Below are 24,268 nucleotides of genomic sequence, written 5' to 3'. Positions count from 1 at the left end.
AATCTCCTAGCTTTCAAAGGAGTTTCTTCGGTCTTCGTACATAGTTTGTCCATTGTTTCTCCATTCATCCTCCATAAATACTTGGTTTTAATGGTAAAACAATGGAGGATCTATGAGTGATCTATGGTTAAAGTATGAGGGAATTAAGGAGTATTCTCTTTTTTATAAAGGTGTTTTTTTAGGACTTAGTGAAGGGGTTAATGATTTTAGTGCTTAATGGTGTCCTTTACTTTACTTTTCTTTGCTTGTCCAAAGAAAAGTAACAAAAGAAAAGACCCCCTTGCTTAGGAATTTTTTGCCTTATCAGGCAAAAACCGCCTTGTCAGCTCCGCGTCGCTACCGCTCCTGTCCTTCGGAGCTTCCCGCAGCTATTCTGAACCAAGGGTATTTTGAATTAGTGTAACCCTTCGGGTATGAATGCGCCTAGTCATCTCGACGATAGGAGAGATCACACAACAAGCTAACTCCCTTCTCCTTTGGGAGAAGGGCCGGGGATGAGGGATACAAGATGCGATTTCTCCCGATGGTCGAAATGACTGTATGCTTCAAAAGTAACTAAAAGAAAAACCTTCAAGTTTTAAACTTAACCCACACGCGATGCAATTCCCTATAAACATCGGGACAAGCAGCACGCGATGCAATTCCCTATATGCATTGGGACAGGCAGCGCGAGAACATTGTGGAAAGCCAGCTCGGAAACAATGTCGTGCTGAACTTGTTTCAGCATCTCATCTAGTGAGACTTCTCGATACAATCCTTTCGCGCTCCGGCGCTCAAGCATCACTCGAAGTGACAGTGCGTTGTATTTCGTATTTTGTACTTCTTACTTTGTACTTTCGTAGTTCACGCTGTCTTTACTCTTTATTCTATTCTCTTTTGTCTTCCGTCTATCAGCTCTAGTCTAATAGCTCAAAACGCACATCATCAACCCAAGCCTCCGCACCGGCAGCTCCTTTGACATAGATCCCTACAGTGACGTTACCGTTGACTACGGAGACTTCGTCTATGGTGATGGTAGTCCATTCAGTGTTTGGGAGAGTGAAGGACGTTTCAAACGTTTGGGTGCCGCTTTGGGCATAAAGGTTTAGTTCTTCAAAGCCGGTGGTGTTTTTGACGGTGGCGGAAAGGCTGTACTTTCCGTCAGGTAAGCTTACATAGGGTGTGCTGCTTAGTTCTTGCGTAATGCGGCGTTCAAAAGGGACTTGATCGCTGATGTGCAAACTCTTTTCCCCGATCACATGCTGACGGTCTTGTTGGGTATTGAAATGATTCAGTACAGGTGAAGCAGCTTCGGTAGTGGAAATGGGATTCCCTTGCAGGATCTCGGTATGCCAACCTAACAGCTGTTCCTGCACGGGTTTGTTGTTGCTAGGAATGTGGCGGCGGTCGGCTTCAAAACTTGGGTTTTTGATGTAATTGTTATCTGCTGCGACGCTCCAGGTTCCGGTGGTTTCGTTGAGCTTCCAGCTGTGTAACGAATTGAAATACGGTGTTTCCCCATCAAACGACAAAGGTACCCACTGGTTGTACCCAAGTCCGTTACCGGCGAACTCCGCCCAGCGGTCTCCGCAAAAGAGTACCGTTTCTTGTTCGCTTCCCCGCACAGTATAAAAAAATCCGGTTTGCGAGACATGCGCATAGTCTTGTTCGCTACCCGGCATCACCTGCATCTCATTAGTGGGTTTATACGGACCATAAATATCTTCGGAAACGAGGTAATAGGCAAAAGAACCGTCCCAACCGTAGATGTTGGAAGCCGCCATATAATACTTGCCGTTGTATTTAAACATACAATTGCCCTCGCGGCTCGCGCCTCTAAAGATCTCGTGCACTTCAAGCAAATCTACCTTTCCGTCGCGTACGCCAATCTCGGAAATATAGATTTTATTACGCCCTTGACCATACGAATAAACCAGGTAGGAAGCCCCGGTGTCGGGATCGGTAAAAACGGTTTGATCCCCTGTATTGGGTGTCCCAATACGCGAGGTCATATCAATATGTCTGTGTACTTTAAAATCTCCCAAAGGCGAATCGGCCAATGCGATCATTACATTTTTTCCGTGTTGGATGAGCAGGGCATACTGCTCAAGTGCTTCGATATACGCCACCCCCATACGTCCCAACCACGTAGGGTTTTCTTCAAAATTCACGGCCTCTTTGGTGAGCACGTGTTTTTCAAAGGTCCAGTTGACCAGATCGGTCGAACTATAACAGGTTACCCCCTCAAAGTGGTTGCGCTCCAAAGTCACGGAAGGGTCGTTGCGGTAAATTTCGGCTTCTTGATAATGCACCCCATACCAGTAGTATTTGGGAGTTCCGCTTTGCGGATCAGTAAACTGAAAAATGCCACCGCCCTGCGAATAGATGGGTTCCCCGTTTACAGTATTCCAAAAACGGTCGTTGGTGATCTTGAGTTCCTGCGCCCGAGTAGTACAGGAAACAACGGCAAAAACTAAAAGCAATGCAAGGCTAAAGGGTTTCATAGGCTACAGATAAAGCAACAAAATACAAGAATGCCCAAGGCTCTTTATCCTGTGCTTGCCTGTTCTTTTCTTTGCTGGTGTTATTTTTATTTCACGGGAGCTTGTGAACCTCGTATCCTCGATTTGCCTTGTCCAAAGAAATCCTTCGACTATCGCTCAGGACAAGCTCAACAAAAGAAAAGACCCTCTCGTTTTCAGGTATGAAGACTGTCCCTTCGAGTGACTGAATACCTGCAGTAGCAGGGATTCAGTTGTATCGAGAAGTCTTTGAAGTCAGTGCGTTTATAGTTACCCTTATTGCTGTTTCGAAAACTTCTCGATACAATCCTTTCGCACTAGGGTGCTCAAGAATCACTCGAAGTGACATTGCGCATCAAATAACTATGGAAGTAAGTAATGACATACTTTTTACATCTGTAGTAAAACAAGTAAATGGCGCAGCGGTTTGCTATCCGCAGGATAAGGGATTTACGTAGTTTTCAAGGATGTAAAAATAAACCTAGTCCCGATAGCTATCGGGATTGGTTCGTTTTTTCATCGATGGAAACCGAGGCACGAGGTTCACGAGTTCACGGGAAATAGGAACAAGCACGAGCTAAAAAATGAACAGAAACATCAATTGAAAATCAAATCATGCTATTTGAGCTCAAAAGAAAAATGGGTACTTAGACTTTTATCCAGTACAAACAGGCGTTAATATTTTTGACTTGCTCTTTTCCCTAAAGTTTTACTTCATTGGCTTTAAGCACCCGTAGCAGGTTTCCGCCTAAAATTTTATGAATATCCTCTTGGCTGTAGCCTTTTTCCACCAAAGCTTTGGTGATCAAAGGATAGCCCATAACATCATCCAACTGTTGCGGTGGAAACGAGATGCCGTCAAAGTCTGAACCGATGCCCACATAATCAACACCTACCAGATCAACGATGTAGTAGATATGCTGCATCAACACCTCAAAAGATGCACGTAATGCTTCGGCTTCTTGCGGAAACTGTTTATATAAGGCTGCTTTTACCGCATAGTCGTTGAGACCTGCAGCCACTAAAGAATCTTGTTTATCCTGATGCTTGAGCATAAAGGCCTCGTGCTTGCGGGTAAACGTACTGTCTATAAATGCCGAATAAAAGTTTACCTGAACCACCCCATTATTTTTGGCAATCGCTTTTAGCTGCTCGTCATTAAGATTACGGGGATGCGTATGCAGTGCCAGTGCCGAACTGTGCGAGGCGATCACCGGCTTGGTGGTCTCTTCCATTACATCCCAAAAGGTTTGTACCCCAATATGCGAAACATCGACAAGCATACCCAAGCGGTTCATGGTCTGCACCACTTGCTTCCCAAATGCGGTGAGTCCTTTTTTACCCTCGCTATTTCGAGCTCCTTCTATCTCCCACTCATCGGTCGCGCTGGTCGCCCAAGCGGTGGAGTTGTTCCAAGTAAGGGTCATATAGCGTACCCCTCTGGCAAATAAACTATCTAATTTGTCAAGACTGTTTTCGATATGATGTCCGCCCTCAACTCCGATCAATGCGGCCAGTTTCTGCTGGGCTACTGCTTCTTGTATCGTTGCCGTATTGGTCGCCTTGAGCATGGTATCTGGATTACGACCGATCACGGCATCGAGACTATCAATCTGCCGATTAGCGTAGTCAAAGGGCGCCTCTAGCGTTCCATCGCTCCACACCGAAAAGAATTGCGCATCTAGCCCACTGGTACGCATACGGCTTAGGTCGCTATGGGTGATTCCGGTGAGGTCGCTGTCGAGCATCAGGCTATCTTCGACCATTTTGGTGAGCATATCATTATGCGTATCTATAAACACGGCTGCGTCGTGAATTTGTTTATAATCCATTGTAGATTCGGGCTCTTGAGCAGTTTGTTTGCAGGCGACTACCGCCAGAAGCAGCACTAAAAGATAACGCATTGGAGAAGGGTTTAGCGTAGTTGTTTCCTGTAAATTAGTGATTTTTAGAATGTAATCCGTAATCTTTTAGGCTAAAGCTTGAATTATTTACGGCTTAATATATATACCCCGCTAGAATTTAGAATATCGTAATAGTTCTGGCGGTCTCTTACCAGAAAAGACGGTTACCGTTATCGCACATTATAGAATTTGGCTGAGTAGTTTTACTTTAAGTTGAGCCGGTGTTAAGCGAAGGAGAGAAAACTCAAAATTTGTAGTTTTTTATGCTTTCTTCTTCGTTTATTTTCCAATTCGTACATTGAAAAGAGCCCCTAATTATGGTGTCATTAGGATTGAAACCAAATCCTTCCTGCACTATGATTTTAAATTCTCCATAAACTCTAGAAGCATTATGGTATTTGAATCGAGAAATTTTTATTTGATATTGATTAACCGTGTCTTTCTTAAAATCTTTACCATTATACTCCAACTCAGTAGAACGTGAAATAACGTTAGCTTTTAATACCGTACTGTCTTTAAGTTCAAAGTTGATGTATTTTAACTGTCCTTCGAAGCTTGCAGGATTGAGAGAAGGAGTATATAAGCCTTTTAGTTTATTATATCTATCGACGTGATCCTTGGGTAGGGTATTCAGTTTATTCTTTGTAGGTATGGCTGCTTTAATTTGAATTTTAATACTAGTGTTCTTTGCATTTCTGTCACAACTGCATGCTGATGATAATGAATCAGAGACCATTGAATTGCCTACTATTAAATCATTAAAATGACCTGGTTTCGTATAAAACGTGTCTATTTTTATATAGGTCGGAAATTCATCTCTAGGCTTTTTTTCTTCTTTCGATTTTTCAAATTCTTTTTTTAGATTTTCATCTAGTTTTTTATCTGAATCATTACATCCGAGTAGTATTAAAGTCAATATGAAAAAAGAGATTTGTTTCATTGTTTAATGTAACTATAATTAAAGGCCCGTACCCGGTCCCGATCTCCTTTAACAATAATAAACCAAGCCCAACCCGGTATTAGGAGCAGACCAAAACATCCTGCAACAGCAAGGTTTGTGCTGTTTAAAAATGCATAATAACAGGCTACGCCGGCGATACCACTTCCTAGAGCAAAAATCAATCCTGCGGTAAGCAATAGCGCTTTGGAGCTTTTAGCATAGAGTTCGTTTACAAAAAAAGTGGTGTTCTTCCCGCAAGCCTTACACGTCTTCGAGTGGTACTTTCCTTCCCGCATCGCTAATGCTACGCGGGTTTCTACACTAATACGAAACTGAAGTTCATGTCTACAATGCTTACAAGCTCCGTATACCCTCATACTTGTTTGTTTTACTTCAAAAATAAGTCGTAAGCACTTAACGGCAAGCACTTAGTTAAAATTGGTTTTAGCCGGAATATAGCCGTACTTTTACCCTATTGAAACCAGACTATGGCAACACTCCCAGACTTGCGTCACGTTAACGTCACACGCTACATCACGCCCTTGCGTGAAGGTGGTTCGCTCCCGGCTGTGGCTGATGCAGACGATGGCTTTAAATATGTGGTGAAATTTAGAGGTGCCGGGCACGGTCCCAAAGCCCTGATCGCCGAATTACTAGGCTGTGAAATCGCCAGGTTTCTCGGGTTTAAAGTACCCGAAGTGGTGTTTGCTGATCTGGATGAGGCTTTTGGTCGTACCGAAGGAGATGAAGAAATACAAGATCTACTAAAATTCTCTCAAGGATTGAACATCGGACTCCATTTTTTATCGGGTGCGATCAACTTTGATCCGGTGGTGACGAGCGTGGACCCTCAACTGGCTTCTGAGATCGTGTGGTTTGATGCCTTTATGACCAACATAGACCGTACGTTTCGCAATACCAATATGCTGATGTGGCATCGCGAGCTCTGGCTGATCGATCACGGCGCCACCCTTTATTTTCATCACAGTTTTACCAATTGGGAACAAAGTGCGGCGACGCCTTTTGCAATGATCAAAGATCACGTGTTGTTGCCTCAGGCTTCACAACTGGATGAAGCTAACATCAAATTGAAAGCCTTGCTTACTGACGACGTTTTGCAACATATGGTGAACCTCATTCCCAATACTTGGCTCGACTGGGAAGGTTATGAGGAAAGTCCGAACGCCTTGCGACAGGTTTATTTTCAGTTTTTAAGCACCCGTTTAACCCACGCCGATTTATTCACTAAAACCGCTCAAGATGCACGACAAACACTTGTATGAATATGCGGTGATACGCCTGGTGCCTCAGGTTGAACGCGAGGAGTTTTTTAATGTAGGTGTGGTACTCTATTGCAAACGCCCGCGGTTTATTGGGATGCGCTTTCAGCTAGATGCTAAGAAACTCGAAGCCTTTTGCCCCGAACTCGATGTGGAACAGGTGCAAAAAAACCTGGAAGCTTTTAAAGCGATCTGCGCCGGTGCTAAAAACGGCGGACCTATCGCCCAACTGGAACCTGCAGAGCGTTTCCGTTGGTTAACGGCTACACGTAGTTCGGTGATTCAAACCTCCAAAACCCACCCGGGGTTTAGTGAAGATCTAGAAGCGACTTTGGAGTGTTTGTTTACGGAATTAGTGGTATAACGATTCAAGGTCTATAATTTAAGATTCAAAATTAGCATTATGAGATAATCGCCTAACGGCGATTTTAGTATTAGCTGGAACCTATCATGTTCTGTTCATTTTCTTTGCTTGTCCAAAGAAAACGAACCAAAAGAAAAGACACCCTCGCTTAGGAATTTTTTGCCTTATCAGGCAAAAACCGCCTTGTCAGCTCCGCGTCGCTATCGCTCCTGTCCTTCGGAGCTTCCTGCAGCTATTCTGAACCGAGGGAATTGTGATTTCGTAACCCTTCGGGTATAAATATGCCTAGTCATCTCGACGATAGGAGAGATCACACAAGCTACTATCCCCTTCTCTCTCTTAATAGCTGCCCAAGTATGCTCAAAGTGACAGCGCATTGCGTATTTTGTATTTCCGATTTCTGCTTTTGTATTTAAACAGTCTTTACGCTATGTTCTTTAACCCTAGTCCTCAAACAACTACTGCACAAACTCCACCTTAAACAAAGCAACACCTTGTCTGGGTAGATCTAGGTTTAGGGTGAGTTTACCATCCTTTACTTGCATATATTGCGGAGAAGTGAAAAGCTGCAACTGGCCCGCCTGCTCCAGTTGGTCTATTTGCTCGGGAGTTGGATTCTTCGGAGATCCCATCGCTTTATAGGCTGTGTACGAATTGCTAAACTGTTCATCTACCCGATACTGAGAAACCAAAACTTTATTGGAAGGTATAGCCTCCAGATTTAAGGTTACAGGGGTAGGCTTCACCTCAATAGCATTCCGGTCGTGATAATTAAATACCATCACAGTGACGGCATCCTCCCCACGAGACGCCAGAGCATTCACATCGGGATTATCGCGCACACTGGCATCGCTTATTTTCTTATAGTCGTAGTCAAAATCGCCTTCCACCTTAAGGCGGTCAAATTCCATCATTCCAAACATGCGGAATACATTAAGCACCGGTTTATCGACGCCGTTTGTGGCCATATCCCGAAACCCGGCATACCATGGCTGGTCTTCAAATTCAAATCCCCAGGTCACAGCACCTGCCAGATTGATATCGTAAGCTTTGGCCAGATCGTATTTTCGGGCAAAGGAAGCAGCCGTATAACTGCTGTACATGGTACCATTGCGATAGGCATTTTCGGGGTAATCCTCTTCAGAACAGGCGGCACAACCTTCAGGATCAGATTCCCCAATGATCACCGGCAAATAACGCAAAGTGGGGTAAGAAGCTACTACTTCAAAACCCTTACGAATGTCGTTAAGCTGTGCTCCCATATTCATCACAACCGTACCCTCATCAAGTTTAGGGCTTCCCTTGGCGTGAAACGTAATAAAATCAAGCGGGGCTCCGGTTTCACCGGTCGCGTAGTTTTTGCCGGAAACCACGTGATCTAAAAAGGTACGTAGAAAGGTTTCTGCTTTGTCCCAGCCCGGCCCGGTTGTTTCGGGGCCACCTATTTTCGCCGTAGGCAACGCCCGCTTCACCGCATCAGCCGTATAGTCGTAAAGTTTGATGTATTCTTCAGTCATACCACGCCAGTAGCCAATGTTGGGTTCATTCCATAGCTCCCAATACCAACTTTCGACCTCCTCTTTTCCGTAGCGATCAACCGAATGTTCTACCCACTGATAAACCAGCTCTGCCCACTTGTCGTAATCCTTAGGCGGGTATGCCCAGCCGGTGTAAATGTCATCATACGCAGCACCCGGTTTCCAGTGGTGTCTGTAAGGTTCGGGATGGGTAGATAAAGCTTCGGGCATAAAACCAATCTGCGCCAGGGGTTTCATTCCTAAATCGATGTAGGTGTCAAAAATCGTATCGATGATGGTCCAGTCGTAAATGGGATTTCCGTCTTCATCTTCGGTATAGGCATTGGTGGAACCCCATTTGAGTGCCGCTTCTCCATCACCTGTAACCAGCAGACTGTGTGCTCGTACAAAAACCGGAACCGCACTCAACTCAGAGATTTCTTTGAGCAGCTTTTTCCCGTCTTTCATATAGGTGTAGTTGGGCTCATCGTAGCCCCACCAGGCCCATATAGGTTGTAACTGACCGTCCTCATGCGTTAAATTAACCGTCATTTCAACGGGTTGCACGTTATCGTATTGAGCTTGCACGCTAATACTAAAAAGCATCAGAACTAAGAGCGATAATAAGGAAGCTGTAAATCGTTTCATAAGAGTAAATAATATTGAGCTCAATAAGTTACGTTAAAATGTTTAAAGTACATTTATTATGAAACGAAGTGCCTGCTAATTATTCCTGCGGTTGTGATAATCACGCTTTTGGGAACACCTCGGTATTCCTTCGGTAGTGATTTATTTTTAATGATTTAAGGTTAAGGTTGATTATTGGGTGTTGGTGGTTATCGCCTAACGGCGATTTTAGTATGAGTTGGAACTAATCATGTTCTGTTCATTTTCTTTGCTTGTCCAAAGAAAACGAACCAAAAGAAAAGACCCTTTTTCTTAGGTATTTTTGCCTTTTCAGGCAAAACCGCAACAAGGCTCCTAAATTTCTTCCAAGGCTTCAGAAATTTTTAACGGAGCCTCCTTGCTATACTGAAGAAAAAGAAAACTACAATAGAAACAGTATTCTTCCATTAAAAATCAAATGTTCACAGCGGCCTACTTTTTACATCTGTAGTAAAACAAGTAAATGCCGCAGCGATGGGCAGTGGAGGATAGCTTAGCGCAGCGGTTTGCTATCCGCAGGATAAGGGATTTACGTAGTTTTCAAGGATGTAAAAATAAGCCTAGTCCCGATAGCTATCGGGATTGGTTCGTTTTTTCATCGATCGAAACCGAGGCACGAGGTTCACGAGTTCACGGGAAATAGGAGCAAGCACGAGCTAAAAAATGAACAGAAACATCAATTGAAAATTAAATCATACTATTTGAGCTCAAAAGAAAAATCTATTAGTTTTAAGCTTACCCACACGCGATACAATCGCGCGGAAACAAGGGATGATTATCAGCATGTGCTCTAAGTGACAGCGCATTGCCTATTTTGTATGTCCGATTTCTACTTCTCTATTTAAACAGTCATTGCTCTTTTCTCTATATTCTTTAGTCTTAGTCTTCAAATAACAACGGCACAAACTCACTTAAATACACCCTCCAGTTTCTCCAGATGTGTCCGCCTTCAGACTCGGTGTATTCATACGGCATATCCATCTTGTCAAGCGTAGCACGATATTCTTGGTTGGCTTCGTAAAGAAAATCGGTTTTCCCTATAGCGATCCAGTAGAGTTGGTAGCCATTGTCTTTTTGGGTTTCTAAAGTTTCCTCTAAGTTGTCGTAAACGCCCGCTCCGCTTTTGTCCTCGCGTGCCATAATCGCTGCCGAGAACAGCCCTACATAGTCAAAGGTATTGGGATAATAACGTGAAATGTGTAAACTGTGATAGCCTCCCATAGAAAGACCGGCGATCGCACGGTGAGCTTTATCGGCTTTTACACGGTAATTGCTTTCTACAAAGCTGATGATATCTTTAAATTGGGCTTCATATTTGCCATTCATGGTTTCTGGCGTCATAAACTGCGGGGTGTAATAACCGTCACTTCCAGCTCCCGGAGCAGCATCCTGACCTACGTTTCCGTTGGGCATCACAACAATCATCGGTTCGGCTTTACCTTGCGCGATGAGGTTATCCATAATCTGCGCTGTACGGCCTAGGGACAGCCAAGCCTCCTCATCCCCACCCGCACCGTGCAGTAAATACAGTACAGGATATTCAGCTGTAGAAGACTCATAACCCGGTGGCGTATAGATGGAAATCTTGCGGTCAAAGCCCAAGGTTTTAGCATCATACCAGCGGCTGGCAACGGTACCGTGAGGTACGTCTTGCACGCGATAGAGATCAGCTTGCTCCCCCGGAACAATAAAAATATTAGTTACCGATGCCACATCACGTATCAAAAAAGGGTTGGCCGGATCTGTAGTTTTAAATCCGTCTACGATAAACGCATAGCTGTAGAGTTCGGGTGCTAATACAGAAGTCGTAAACGACCACACCCCTTCTTCGTTCTTGGTCAGCAACGCCTTTCCCGGTCCGTCTACTTTTCCCATTGGCGTATCGACCTTAACCGAAGGTAAAAAATCGCCGGTAACCTGTACCGTATCGGCTTGAGGCGCTGATAATCGAAACGTCACCGTTTTATCGTCATTCACCTGAGGCGAACTCACTTGCTGTCCGCTAAATAAGGCTTCCTGGGCTTGCACCAGACCTGTAAGACACAAGAGTGCAACAACTATATATTTTTTCATAAGACTTTAAAAATGGGTTATCTCTCAAATTTAGGTATTCAAAGGGATTTTTTGATTTGTTTTTTCTAACGAAAGTTTAATCTTTTACCTCATCCCACAAATACCACTAGCGCTATTGTTTACAAATGATTTTTTGGTTTAGTATAATTTTTACTTCTATTCATATTCATTCTTTTTTGCATCGCCCAAAAAAGAACCAAAAAACGCTAGGCTTATTTTTACATCCTTGAAAACTACGCAAACGCCTTTGCCTGCGGATGGCAAACCGCTACGCTTATGCATTCCTCTCGTTACACTCGTCGGATGCAGGCTCCACTGCCCAACGCTGCGCCATTTACTTGTTTTACTACAGGTGTAAAAAGTATGCCGCTACTTACTTCCATAGTCATTATATACGTTTTGTCACTTCGAGTGATTCTTGAGCACCCCAGTGCGAAAGGATTGTATCGATAAGTTTTCGAAACAGCAACTTGGTTAACTATAAACGCACTGACTTCAAAGACTTCTCGATACAACTGAATCCCTGCTATCACTAGTATTCAGTCACTCGAAGTGACAGTCTTCATACCTAAAAACGAGAGGTCATTTCTTTTGTTGAGTTTGTCCTGAGCGATAGTCGAAGGATTTCTTTGGACAAGACAAATCGACGTTAGGAGATTCACGAGCTCCCGTAAAATAGAAATCAAGCGAGCAAAGAAAATGAACAAACATGATTGAATGTAAACACTTTATGCAATCTTTAATGACGTCATAGACAAGGACCCTCCAACGGGCTCATCGTTAAACAACTGTACCTCATCGTGATCGTCTTGTAAGGCCAAGGTATAAAGCAACGGCAGATAATGCTCAGGAGTTGGGATCGAAAGGTCAAAGGCGGTGCCTTGCTTTCTAAAATCAATAAGCGTCTGATGATCGTGAGTAAGGATCGCGGTGTTCATTGTTTCGCGAGCTTCCAGTGCCCAATCATACGCAAAGGGCGCATTCAATTTATCCCAAGCCACGCGGCGCAGGTTATGGATCATATTTCCACTACCTACAATCAACACTCCTTTGCGACGTAAAGCCATAAGCTCTTTGGCTAAATCATAATGGTACTGTGCGGACTGGGTATAGTCGATACTCATCTGGATCACGGGTACTTGTGCATCGGGATACATATGTTTGATCACACTCCACGAGCCGTGATCGAGTCCCCATTTGTCATCAAGGTGCACTTCGGTGCTTGTTACCAACTTTTGCGTGGCCAGCGCCAGTTGTGGACTGCCCGGTGCGGGGTATTGCACGTCAAATAATGCTTGTGGAAAGCCGCCAAAGTCGTGAATGGTCTGTGGGTGTTCCATCGCTGTAACAAAAGTACCGCGGGTTTCCCAATGTGCCGAAATACATAAAATCGCCTGCGGGCGGGTCAACTCCTGTCCCAGTTTTCTAAATTCGGTGACAAACTGATTTTCTTCAATAGCATTCATAGGACTTCCATGGCCTAAGAACAACACCGGCATTTTTTCGGTATTGGGTAAAGAAGCATTCCAGCGGGACAAATCTCTTAACTGCATAGGTCTCAACTTTAGCAGTAAGTCGTAACAACTTGGTAAAACGTACAGCAAAGCCCCTAGAAAATACACCAAGCAATTTTGTATATTTCTATAAAAATCACAGCAGCTTATGTTTAAACCTAGTATTCTTTTGCTCGTAGGCTTACTTGTTCAGTTTTCATTTGGGCAACATACTCCAACCGACAAAATCTACAGTTTTGAGGATTGTGTGACTACCTATTCTGAAGAACAAGCGCAGGAAACTCAAGTGGGGCATCAATTCTATTTTGCCGATAAAAACTTTACCGATGGACGTACCATAAAACTCAGTGTGGTCGACCCCGGAAAATCTACACACGCGCCGCACCAGCATCCGCAAGATGAGTTCTTCTTTGTGCTAGAAGGCACTGCGGAATTTTATCTGGACGGAAAAACTGTTGAAGTAGGCCCTTACACCAGCCTGTACTGCCCGTCAAACAGTATGCACGGCATCAGCAATGCAGGCGATACGCAACTGAAGTATCTCGTAATGCAGAAATACGAGCAATAGATAACCTTTAGCGGCGTCAATAAAAAACGGTCCAAGCCCAGACAAACTGGGCTTAGACCGTTTAGAAAAGTAACCCTACCTCAGGGCAGGCCCAAGAGGTATTAATTGCAATTTTGAGGTATCCCGATAGCTATAGGGATGAAGTATTTCACCCTCTGGCGGTGCCAGATTTAGAATCTATAGGTGATCTTTCCTCTTAAATAAAACGGTGTTCCCGGAGTAAAGTGAATTTCTTCTACCGGTGCCGGCTCGTTAAACAAGCGACTTTCGGTTGCAAATTGGGTTTCGTTCCACGAAGTGTCTAACAGGTTTTCTACGATCACCCCGAGCGTCCAGTTCTCTATCGTATAGTTCAGGTTGAAATCGGTTACAAAATAGCCTTCAGCAACGATCGAATTGTCTTCATTGGCTGCCCGATCCCCCAACCAGCGGTAGCCTAAAGATCCTGAAAACCCAGAAAGATTATCTACACTCAACCCACCGGCTGAGGTAAACTTAGGTGCCAACGGGATGTAATCTTCACCATCTGCTTCTTCGGTGCTTCGGGCGTAGGTATAATTAGCATCTGCAAACACATACAACCAATCGGTTAGTTGATAGCGTGCACCGGCTTCTACTCCCATTCTGCGGGTTTTTCCGCTAGGCTCTACAATTCCGGCATCGCCCACATACACAAATTCCTGATCCAGAAACAGTGTCCACACCGTAGCATTCAGTGCCAGGCGTGGCATCGGCTTTATAATCGTCCCCAAGTCTGCACTATAAGCTGCAGGTAGAATTTCTTCCCCGCCATTTGCCACTACCACACGTGTGTCGTTAGAATGGAAACCAATACCCGTTTTGAGGAACAATTGCCAGTTTTGAGACGGTGCAAATACGGTATTGAATTTAGGACTGAATGCCACTTTGCTTTCGCTCTGATTGTCGTAGGCCTCGGTGAGTTTGTTGTAGTAATCAAACTTAAAATAGTCAAGACGCACTGCCGGATTGAAGGTAAACTTCCCGGTTTTAAATTCGGTATTCAAAAACGCAAAAGCGTTGAGTTCGTCAACATCTCCGTAAGCCAAACGGTCTAAGAGTGTCTGTCGGTTTACGGTGTGCGACAACGACATATCATCTACATTATCATAGCGAAATCCCACACCCGCCTGATAGTCTAAACGGGTTTCGCCTAAGGCGATATGTTTGCGCTCATAAGTACTCTGCAAGCCGGCGATAAAGCGTTCTTCCTGCTGTTTAATCTGATCGCCATTCACCGGATCTTCCAAGAAAAAGGTGAAATTAGAATACAATTCAAAGTCATATTTTGAGACATAGGCATTGGTCTTCAGCACGGCATTGTGCGCTAAGTTTTTTAAGTGCTGAAGCGTAAGATTGGTGCGACTCGTTTGTCCGCCTTCGGTATCATCAATAGCACCAAAGCGACCTATAAATCCTTGATCTACCGCACGCTGTGGGATTTGTCCTGAAGCGTCCCACTTGCTTTGAAAATGCGAAGCGGTCAAGGTGATCTTGTCTTTGTTGGCATCGGTATAGGTGTATTTCCCTAAGACGTTGATGCGGTTAAAGTTCTGCGGACTATCAAAAGGGCCGTCAGTCAGGTACATTTCTGAAGCCAGATAGGCTGAATGGTTTTGCTCATCGAGCAGGTTGAACATTCCTGTAAGGCGTGATGTATTAAACTGCCCCGCTTCAAGCGAAAGGCTGCTCGCATCCAGGCTTTCTTTAAGTCTAAGGTCTACATATCCCGCGGTATTAAAATTCCCTTTATCGGCATAGTACGCCCCTTTTCCAAAGTCGATATTATCAATGGTTTCTGGGATCACAAAATGCAAGTCGGCATAACCCTGGCCGTGCGCGTGGGAGACCATATTCACCGGCATCCCGTCAACACTGATCGCTACATCAGTACCGTGATCTACATCAAAGCCGCGCAAAAAGATCTGTTCGGCTTTACCGCCCCCGGCGTGCTGCCCGATGAAGAGTCCGGGCACTTTGCGCAAAATCTCTTGTGAGGATTTTACAGGATTCAACTTGAGGTCTACGGCGACCACACTGCTTAGGCTGTTCACTTCAGAAGTAAGCACCACCTGATCTAAGGCAGTGCTAGCCTCTGCCAAACTAATGTTCAATCCATTAAGTTTATTAACCACCAAATATTGCGTCGCAAATCCCAGACGGGAAAAAGCAATAGAATCTTGAACGGCTACTGCCGGAAGTGAAAAAGTACCATTGGCATTGGTGTGGGCGTGTTTGCCGTTGTTAAGGTTATAAATATTTACGTTTTCAAGCGCTTGACCGGCTTGATTGGTTACGGTTCCTGTTAGGTTTTGTGCCGAAAGCGACGCACAACATAACAGCAACACGATAAAAATGCTTTTCATTATAGTGTTTGTTAAGAATAGAAAATAGAGTAAGTCGTAGCCGCACAAGAATAACGCTTATTGGGCTACATAGAAACCAACCTCATTAGAACCTGAATGCCGTTGCATCAGGTTTACGTATGTGAACGCTATTCTTAAACTTCAGGAGGGGGTACTGGCTGCAGCAAACTCAAAGGCCGGTGCATACTTATTCTAAAATCGAAGTATTGCTTCTTAAAAGCTGTAGTCTTTAGCGTCGAAGGCTCTATACGATCAGTACACAGATGCTTGTCTATTTTGAGCGGTTGCGGCTGTTTTTTCTCTTTTTCAAGGTCGTCTTTAAAAGGTTCTAAAACCTGCTTGATGTATTCTAAAGTGCGGTGATCGTGGCCGGCTTCCGCAAGAAATTCTGCTTCAGAAAGAAAAGCGTGCTGATGCTCACTTTGTGTTATATGGTCAAACTCGTGTTCCAGATCGTGCACCCATTGAAGCACTTCGGTATGCACGGGAGCTGCCAGGTACAACACCGCCATAGCGGTGGTACAACAACTTAAAATAAGCGCTTTAAAACGTGATGCGAGCATAAACCGACTTCAGAGCGCACAAAACTAAAAGCTTTGTGCAATAACGCCTCAAAGATGCGGCTAATTTTTAAAACTGCCTATATGCCATAAAATTCCAGACGGGTCGTGAACAAAAAACTCAGAACCCCAATCGTTGTGTACGATGTCAGACACGCGAACTCCGGGAAAACGATCAGGAAGTGCTAAAGCCTTCAGTTGAGCTAAATGCGCTTCCAGATCTTCCACTTCAAGAAACAGCATGGTATTGTCTACCCAATCTTTAGCATAATAATCTTGTAGGTAAAACCCAAAATCTCCTATACGGAATAGTGCCATTTTGGGCGGAAGCAAGACTTCTTCAAAACCCATTGCGTGATAAAACGCCCTGCTGATCTCAAAGTCTTTAGCACCTATAAACGGCCGGATGGATTTAGGTTTGTAATTCATAGTTACTTTAACTGTTCAAGCACGCGCTCGGGATAGTCGGTGATGATGGCGTCTACTTCAAGAGCAATAACCTGCTCGATATCTTCCGGTTCATTAACCGTCCACGGAATGACTTTTAAACCGTCTTTACGAATTTGTGCTACTTCGCTAGAATCGAGTAATTTAAAATACGGACTGTAGATCTCGGGTTGGAATGTTAGATTGGTTTTATTTTCAGCATAGCTGTTTTCGCCTACCAAATACGCCAGCTCAACATCCGGGTAGTTTTTGTGCATCACCTCCAGAATCGCCGGATCAAAAGATTGCACATTTACGTGCGCTTCCATACTATATTTTTGAATGACCTGCATCACCAGAGCTACAAAAGCTTCAGGCTGGGGTTGAAAATCGTCGTATTCCTCAGGTACCGATTTGATCTCAATATTGAACTTTACCGGCTCTAAACCTTCGGCCTTTATGGTTGCCGCTACCGTATCAAAAACCTCGCTCAGCAAGGGTTTGTAGGTTTTCATTTTTTGCTGCTGCGGAAAGCGTACATTCCCCTTAGAACCGCCGTCAAACTGCTTGATCTCGGCATAGTCCATGGTGTACAAATTGTATTTTTCAGCATCTTCCTTAGCAATACTATCTCCTTCAGGTGTGAGCATATATAGCGGAAGCATCACCGGCTCGTGGCTTACCACCACCTGCTGATCTTTGGAGATCACCACATCTAACTCCAGCACATCTACCCCTTTGCGCAATGCGCCTAAAAAAGCAGGTATTGAATTCTCCGGCAGATTACCGCGTTCCCCTCTGTGCCCTTGTACTTGAATATTTAAACTGTCTTTTTGTGCGGTGCTCATTGTTTTTGTTTCTTCAGATTTTGATTTGCAGCTGCATAAAGTTGCTATGACAAGACCTGTTAAAAGTAAGGTTTTCATAAAAGGTAAGTTACGGGTTATTTGGTATTCAAAAGATAAAAAAAAGGACCCACCCGAGATTATTGATGAAGGTGGGCAGGCCCTCGAAACAAGCACGTTTAATATTATTCTAAGCGGTAGCTTGTGGTACCGGTATGTGTTTTTCCATATCTGTCTGTCGCACGTACCTCTACAGTATGTGATCCTTTTTCCAGTTTTGCAGGAACGCTGCCGCGCCATAAATGGGTACTCTTGACAGGATTGCTAGAACGGCGCCCCGGCATCAACTGCTCTGCAGTATCCCACTCATACACGCTGAGTTCGTATGCCGGGTCTTGCTCTTCCACGTATTGCATAGGCTTCCATTCGCCCTGATCTACGCGATACTCCACAGTATCTGTGGCACTTCCCATAAAAAAGTTGGTATAAATACCTGCTTTGGTATTACGCCCTTGCGCGACCACTTTAGGAGCGAATATTTCCATCTGAAAGTCTTCCGGTTTACCCGCTACTTTATAATCTACGGTGTACTGATTGCCTTCAAAATGAATAAATGCATAGCCTTTAGGCGTACCGTCGCGCATCGTAGAAACAGGAATCCCTGCTGCATTTAATTTTCCGGAATACCAGTCTCCTGAGGTTGTCCCTACATTATACTCGTGGTGTGGTTTCTCGCGCAGCCAACCGTCTTCTTTGGTGAAAAAATCCTGACGTTGAATATGCGTATGCGCCGAAAGACTTAAGGTGTTTTCAAAAGGAGCCAGAGCTTTGAATAAGCGCTCACGATCTGCATCTCTAAAAGGATCTCCCTCGGGCTCGCTTAGTGGAATATGAAATGCTAAAAGAATCAATTGATCTTTGGCTACGTGTTTCAAGTCGTTTTCAACAAAACGCATCTGGTCTTCTCTAAATCCGCCCCAGTAGCCCTTACCATCTCGTGGATCGGGGTAAAGAATATCATCAAGCACGATCACATGAACCTTACCGTAGTTGAAGGCGTAATTCGCCGGACCAAAATGCGCCTCATACGTCTCATCAGACAAGGCATCTTGCTCTGCATCAAAATTCATATCGTGGTTCCCCATCAGGTTAAACCACGGAATACCCACACGCTTGATCGCATCAATATAGGGGTTGAACAAGTCTAGATCGTTACCAACAAGGTCTCCCAGACTTAGCCCGAATACTACATCCTGAATCCCTTCTACCTCAGCGACTACCCCTTGCGTAAAATAATCTACTTCCTGCTGTGTATAGGGTTGTGGATCCCCAAAGATCAATGCGGTAAACGATTGTTGCTCGTCTGTGGCAGTCAGTGCAAAGTCTAAGCTACGTGGTAATTTCCCTGTTGGAGCAATCCCTTTAAAATCTGATTGTGGAGAACCTTGCGGACGGTAACTGTAGTAAAACTGAGGTAGGTTATTGGCATCCACCGGCAAGGCATAACCCGCAGGTTTGATCACTGAAATGGCATCCCCATCAGCAACAGGCAAGGTATACCTTCCTTTAGCATCCGTAAGCACGACCGCTTCACCATTAGTCACCGCCACATTAGGGATACCTTTTTCTTTACGTTCTTTTTTACCGTTAGCGTTAAGGTCTTCAAAAACATAACCTTTAGCTTGTTCTTGTGCCGTTAAGCCGGCGGTAAGTAAGCCGGCTAATAGCGTTAGTTTTAATGTGTTTATCATCTATATTGGATTGACGTTTAGTTATTGTCCCACCAAACTTTGGTGTTGATATTATCAGGTCCTCCAAGCAGCTCCAAGGCTTGCTGGTAATTGGCCTGATTACTGATCTGTACATCTGACGGATAGAAAAAGCGCGACGGCATCATCGCATCGTTCAGCATAGCTTCGGTGGTAGGTAATTCTGGCAATCCCGTACGACGGAATTCAAACCACTGCTGATAATCTACAAAGTACAGCGCATAGTATTTCTGCAATAAAATCTGCTCGAGCGAACCATCATATGCAGCTACCGGATTATCAAAGTAGGCTTCGGTGGTTGTTGCCCCCAGCTGAGTAATCGCTGCGGTCACCCCGGCCTCATAATGTTCCTGAGCATTGGTGGTATAGCCGCGTTGCGCCATTTCGGCCTTGATGAATTCAACCTCAGCATAGGTCATTAAAAAGATCTGCATTGGGTTTTCAACCTGTGCCCGGTTTAAGGTGCTGGCATTAAACTCAAATTGAGATTCAGGTCCGGCATAGGCACTAGGAATCCCTTTATATCCAATGGGATTATTATCTAGATCTTGAGCTCCCGTTTGAATAATGGGACGGCGCGGATCTTCAAGTACATTCAGATTATCAACAAAAAAGGCTGCCATTTTTACCCCTAACGGAAAGTCCTGCGGACGCCCCCAAGGAGAGATATTAGGCGTTACTCCGGTTACCTGAAGCACTGCAGATTCTTCAACCGATTCAAATACCGGATAGGTTTCAGGATCGTTGATCATTGCCGTAAGCTTTTGAAACGCGTTGGTTTCTGTACGGTTTGAGATACGCAGCAACAAACGCATGTGCAGCGAATTAGTAAACTTCTGCCATAAGCTTACGTCGTTAGCAAAAAGGATATCTTCGGCATATACCATATCAAGATCCTGAGCGTAAAGCGTATTTGCCCGTTCTAGATCGGCTAAAATAGTCTCGTAGATCAATTGCTGACTATCAAAAGCCGGATACAAATTACCCGCTTCTCCGTTTACTGCTTCGGTCATAGGTACAGGACCAAAAAGATCAGTAAGATTTGCATAAACCCAAGCTTTAAGCGTAAGCGCTACTGCTTCATAATTAGGATCTTCAGCGGCTTCTGAAGCGATTTCCATCTCTTTGATGTTATTAAGCCATCGGTAATAATTGTACCAAGAAGAGTTCCCTATATTCTGACTCACATCATACCTGTGCAATCCACCGGAAACGCTGGGGAATGGTAAGGTAACCTGCATTAAGTCAAAAGTGATCGCGTGCGCTCTGCCGGCGTTATGACTTGCCAGCCCATAGATAATAGGATTGATCAAGGTACCCGGACTGATCTCTGCAATGCGGTTAGGGTCTTCGTTGACCTCCTCAAAATTGCCGGTACACGCGCTTAGTAACCACAATACGCTAAGACCGGTAAATAGTGTTTTTAAATTTTTCATCGTAGTGAATTATAAATTTACTCTTAGATTAAAACCATAGGTTGCCGGCGAAGGCATTTGCCCCATCTCGATTCCCGGTAAGATGGTATCTCCGTTAAGCGCAGCGGTTTCAGGATCATAGATCGGGAAGTCTGAAATGGTCGCTAGATTACGCCCAAATACCGATAGGTTAAGTGCTGTGATACCACTGTTGCCCAACCAGCGTTTAGGAAACGCATATTGCAAGCTCACCTCACGCAACTTCAAGAAAGAAGCATCAAACGAGTTTGATTCTACATTGGCTCTACGGTAGTAGCGGTTGTACCAGTCAGGCGTAATAGCTTCGGTAGTGTTAGGGCTGTAGGTGCCATCGTCATTGAGTACCACACCGTCACCTACTATGAAACCTTCTTCACGCCCCATAAACGTACTGCGCAGTTTACCCTGTTGCGTAAGTTTATGATGAGATTGAGAATAGATGATTCCGCCGTATTGCCCGTCTAGCATTACATTAAGGGTTACGGGACCTAAACTAAAACTGTTGTACAGTCCGGCTTTCCAGTCTGGGCTAGCATCGCCTATGTACTGAATTTCATCAGGGTATGCCGGGAGTCCGCCGTTATCGTAAACGATCTCACCTTCCGGAGAACGCACAAAACCATAACCATAGATCGCTGTGGTGGTCCCGCCTACTTTGGCTAATAAAGTAGCATTACCTCCTGAGCCAATTTCTTGTTGCCCATCAATACCGTCTGCCAACTCAAGTACTTTATTCCAGTTGCGAGAGAACGTGAGCGTGCTGCTCCACTTAAAGCTATCAGTGTCAAAAATCTTTCCGGTTAGGGTAAGTTCGACTCCACGGTTACGCACCTCACCAGAATTTAAAACACCAGAACTATAGCCTGTGGTAATGTCTAAGGGTACCGAAATAATCTGGTTCTTGGTAAGGGTCTCATACACGGTAGCATCCAGAATCAAACGGCTTTTGAGCAAACGCGCTTCAATACCCGTCTCATAACTCGTGGTGATCTCCGGTTTAAAGTTGGCATTGTATAAGTTAGTAGGGACCGTCGCCGAGCTCGCAAACGCGCTTTGACTGTAGTATTTACTGGTTTTATACGGATCTGTATCGTTACCCACTTCAGCAAATGAAAAACGGTATTTTAAATAATCTACCGCTTTAGGCAGGCTAAACAGTTCTGAAAGGATCACACTGGCATTCGCCGAAGGATAAAAGAACGAATTGTTAGCTGTAGGTAAAGTACTTGACCAGTCGTTTCTTCCAGTAAGGTCCAGAAATAAAGAGTTATCAAGCGAAAGCGAAACCAAACCATAGAGGCTGTTCACCTTTTTATTGCGATCGTAGGTTTGCACAATAGGATTGTTGATTCCGTTAGCGAGTTTATATACTCCCGGAACTACCAAACCGTTTACCGAAGCATCTGTTCTGCGGTATTTATAGTCCATCGCATTACCCCCGATCGAAGCATTTAAACCAATTTTCTGAGTCAGTTGATTCTTATAGCTTAATAAGAAATCAGTATTCACCTCCTGCTTCCAGATATCCTGAGTTTCATAAAAGCCTTGATTGTAGCGGTTAATGCTATACGGGCGCTGTTGCTCACGATCCTGATTATAGGTGTTTAACGAGGCGCGTAACATTAAATCAAGATTAGGGGCGAGGTCAATATTTGTAAATACATTACCTACGATCTGGCTGCTGGCAAGCGGATTTGTAGCTTCATAAGCGATCAAAAACGGGTTATCAATATAGGAGCTGAAAGGCTGAATCTGCTGTATTTGATTTTGTCCTTCTTGCCAGATGGGACGCAACCAGTCTAAGTCTACGTTAGGATTCTGAAAAATCATAAAGTAAGCGATAGAACCATTATTGTATCCTGTGCTCGGCAGGTTGTCACTACTGCGGTTGTTGTAGTTGATCACAGAACCTATTTTAATGTGTTCTGAAACCTGATAATTAGAATTCACCGAAGCAGTGATACGCTCATAACCGGTATTGGGCATAATCCATTCGTTTTTAGAATGCCCCACAGAAAGACGCATCGAACCTTTGTCGTTTCCGCCCTGAAGCGAAAGATTATTAGTAAACGTCACCCCGGTTCTCCAGAAATCTTTACGATTGTCTTTATAAGCACGCCACGGCTGACGTTCTAAGGATTGCCCTTCTACAGTAGGATCGTACTGAAAATATTCCTGACCGTCAAAACGCGGTCCCCAAGCACTACTGGTGCTTCCGGTATTGTTACCATCTTCAGAACCCCCGTAAGAATAATAAGGTTCGCCGGCGTCATTAAAACTTTTTCCGGTCCCCTGACCGTATTCATATTGCCAGTCTGGCCAACGCTGAATCACATCAAGGTTCACACTTGACGTGTAGGTAAGTCCTAAACCACTTGTTTTTTTACCCGACTTGGTAGTGATGATCAATGCACCGTTTGCTGCACGGCTTCCGTAAAGGGCCGTTGCACCCGGACCTTTTAATACCGTTACACTTTCGATATCATCAAGATTAAGATCAGAAATAGCATTCCCATAATCAATAGGAGAATCTTCACCAATATAACTCGCAGAAGAGCCCGAAGTGGTCATCTCATTATTAACCGGAACACCGTCAACCACAATTAGCGCATTGTTTCCGTTAGGATTTAAAGAGTTATTTCCGCGTAGCGTAATTTGCTGAGAATTTAAAGGTCCGCTTCCTGAGGAAACAATATTCAACCCCGCTACTTTCCCTTTTAATCCTGAAGACCAGTTTAAAGGTACCGCCTGCGCAAGATTATCTGATTGAATAGTCGCTTGCGAGAATCCTAAGCGCTTTTCTTCACGCTTGATCCCTAAAGCCGTCACAACGACTTCATTAAGCGCGTTTACATTTTCTTGTAAAACAATGCGGATTGCCGTCCCCGGATTTGCAGCAACGGTCTGGGTTTCAAAACCCACAAAGGACACCTCAAGCGTCGCATTTGCACCAACCGCCAAGCTGAACTCACCATCAAAATTAGTAGTTACTCCGTTTGAAGTTCCTTGTTCCATTACCGTAGCTCCCGGCAGCGGTACGCCTTCTTGATCAGTTACTGTACCGTTCACTTGTTGTTGCTGTGACGTTTTAACTACGGTAATCGTATTATTGATCTGGGTGAAGGATAGGCCTGTTTGCGTGGTGATCTGCTGCAGTACCGTGCTCAATCTGGCATCATTAGCAATGAGGGTCACTGCTGCGGTTTCTTTGAGCAAGGCACTGTCACATACAAAAGTAAAATCGGTTTGTGCCTCAATAGCAGCAAAGGTTTCTTTTAGTGACGCATCTTGTAACCGGGTGGTCACAAAAACTTCGTCTATAGCTTGGTTTTTAGTTTTGGCGCTGGTAGCCATACTGACAAACAGCAGTAAAAACGCCAAAAAGTGTACTTTATGAAAGGTAGACTTTCTTAAAATTTGTAGTTTAGTTTTCATTTTTATTATGGCTATAATTTTGGATTTGTAGTCTTATTAAAATTCGACCCATTGCTGTTGCAGCAGCG

The 24,268-nt window shown here is 44.3% G+C and carries 17 protein-coding genes; 3 read left to right on the top strand and 14 right to left on the bottom strand.

Annotation, left to right across the window (positions count from 1 at the left end; all coding sequences use genetic code 11):
• Positions 1-896 precede the first annotated feature (896 nt).
• The 4 genes from HCN54_RS16550 to HCN54_RS16535 form a co-directional block, all read right to left on the bottom strand.
• On the bottom strand, positions 897-2,483 hold the full coding sequence (locus tag HCN54_RS16550; RefSeq protein ID WP_167598662.1) for a family 43 glycosylhydrolase: 1,587 nt from the start codon (positions 2,481-2,483) through the stop codon (positions 897-899).
• Between the two features lie 719 nt (positions 2,484-3,202).
• Entirely contained in the window at positions 3,203-4,405 is a 1,203-nt protein-coding gene (locus HCN54_RS16545) for a dipeptidase (protein ID WP_167598661.1), read from the bottom strand.
• 244 nt (positions 4,406-4,649) lie between these two features.
• On the bottom strand, positions 4,650-5,345 hold the full coding sequence (locus tag HCN54_RS16540) for a hypothetical protein (protein WP_167598660.1): 696 nt from the start codon (positions 5,343-5,345) through the stop codon (positions 4,650-4,652).
• Entirely contained in the window at positions 5,342-5,722 is a 381-nt protein-coding gene (locus HCN54_RS16535; protein ID WP_167598659.1) for a hypothetical protein, read from the bottom strand. The genes HCN54_RS16540 and HCN54_RS16535 overlap by 4 nt, the downstream gene beginning before the upstream one ends.
• Before the next feature lie 111 nt (positions 5,723-5,833).
• Here HCN54_RS16535 and HCN54_RS16530 point away from each other — a divergent pair, with 111 nt between their 5' ends.
• Positions 5,834-6,628 (top strand): HipA family kinase, encoded by a 795-nt coding sequence (locus tag HCN54_RS16530; protein ID WP_167598658.1) that lies wholly within the window; start codon positions 5,834-5,836, stop codon positions 6,626-6,628.
• Positions 6,606-6,989, top strand: coding sequence for a DUF3037 domain-containing protein (locus HCN54_RS16525; protein WP_167598657.1), 384 nt, complete (start codon positions 6,606-6,608; stop codon positions 6,987-6,989). The genes HCN54_RS16530 and HCN54_RS16525 overlap by 23 nt, the downstream gene beginning before the upstream one ends.
• A 458-nt stretch (positions 6,990-7,447) precedes the next feature.
• On the opposite strand, the gene HCN54_RS16520 is transcribed toward HCN54_RS16525, so the two are convergent.
• The 3 genes from HCN54_RS16520 to ygiD form a co-directional block, all read right to left on the bottom strand.
• The gene (locus tag HCN54_RS16520; RefSeq protein ID WP_167598656.1) at positions 7,448-9,154 is read right to left on the bottom strand and encodes a GH39 family glycosyl hydrolase; all 1,707 of its coding nucleotides are present in this window, start codon (positions 9,152-9,154) and stop codon (positions 7,448-7,450) included.
• Positions 9,155-10,051: 897 nt separating this feature from the next.
• Positions 10,052-11,245 carry an esterase gene (locus HCN54_RS16515; protein ID WP_167598655.1) on the bottom strand — a complete coding sequence of 398 codons (1,194 nt, stop codon included), beginning with the start codon at positions 11,243-11,245 and terminating at the stop codon, positions 10,052-10,054.
• Between the two features lie 728 nt (positions 11,246-11,973).
• Positions 11,974-12,798: a 4,5-DOPA dioxygenase extradiol gene (ygiD, locus tag HCN54_RS16510; protein WP_167598654.1), complete on the bottom strand. Its 825-nt coding sequence runs from the start codon at positions 12,796-12,798 to the stop codon at positions 11,974-11,976.
• A 109-nt stretch (positions 12,799-12,907) separates the two neighbouring features.
• Here ygiD and HCN54_RS16505 point away from each other — a divergent pair, with 109 nt between their 5' ends.
• A complete protein-coding gene (locus tag HCN54_RS16505) occupies positions 12,908-13,327 on the top strand; it encodes a cupin domain-containing protein (RefSeq protein WP_240924909.1) in 420 nt (139 codons plus the stop codon).
• Positions 13,328-13,497: 170 nt separating this feature from the next.
• Here the strand turns inward: HCN54_RS16505 and HCN54_RS16500 are convergent, their stop codons facing one another.
• From HCN54_RS16500 to HCN54_RS16470, 7 genes are all read right to left on the bottom strand, one after another.
• Positions 13,498-15,711: a TonB-dependent receptor gene (locus tag HCN54_RS16500; protein WP_167598653.1), complete on the bottom strand. Its 2,214-nt coding sequence runs from the start codon at positions 15,709-15,711 to the stop codon at positions 13,498-13,500.
• A gap of 134 nt (positions 15,712-15,845) precedes the next feature.
• Positions 15,846-16,274 carry a hypothetical protein gene (locus HCN54_RS16495; protein ID WP_167598652.1) on the bottom strand — a complete coding sequence of 143 codons (429 nt, stop codon included), beginning with the start codon at positions 16,272-16,274 and terminating at the stop codon, positions 15,846-15,848.
• 60 nt (positions 16,275-16,334) lie between these two features.
• Positions 16,335-16,700, bottom strand: a complete 366-nt coding sequence (locus tag HCN54_RS16490; RefSeq protein WP_167598651.1) for a glyoxalase — start codon at positions 16,698-16,700, stop codon at positions 16,335-16,337.
• A 2-nt stretch (positions 16,701-16,702) separates the two neighbouring features.
• Positions 16,703-17,623, bottom strand: coding sequence for a glycerophosphodiester phosphodiesterase family protein (locus HCN54_RS16485; protein WP_167598650.1), 921 nt, complete (start codon positions 17,621-17,623; stop codon positions 16,703-16,705).
• A gap of 104 nt (positions 17,624-17,727) precedes the next feature.
• Positions 17,728-19,293: a calcineurin-like phosphoesterase C-terminal domain-containing protein gene (locus tag HCN54_RS16480; RefSeq protein WP_167598649.1), complete on the bottom strand. Its 1,566-nt coding sequence runs from the start codon at positions 19,291-19,293 to the stop codon at positions 17,728-17,730.
• Positions 19,294-19,310: 17 nt separating this feature from the next.
• Entirely contained in the window at positions 19,311-20,747 is a 1,437-nt protein-coding gene (locus tag HCN54_RS16475) for a SusD/RagB family nutrient-binding outer membrane lipoprotein (RefSeq protein WP_167598648.1), read from the bottom strand.
• Between the two features lie 9 nt (positions 20,748-20,756).
• A complete protein-coding gene (locus tag HCN54_RS16470) occupies positions 20,757-24,200 on the bottom strand; it encodes a SusC/RagA family TonB-linked outer membrane protein (RefSeq protein WP_167598647.1) in 3,444 nt (1,147 codons plus the stop codon).
• Positions 24,201-24,268 lie beyond the last annotated feature (68 nt).

This window comes from Leeuwenhoekiella sp. ZYFB001 (assembly GCF_011784865.1).
GTDB lineage: Bacteria > Bacteroidota > Bacteroidia > Flavobacteriales > Flavobacteriaceae > Leeuwenhoekiella > Leeuwenhoekiella palythoae.
Note: the sequence above shows the minus strand (reverse complement) of the source record. Positions and strands in the feature narration are given on the sequence as shown.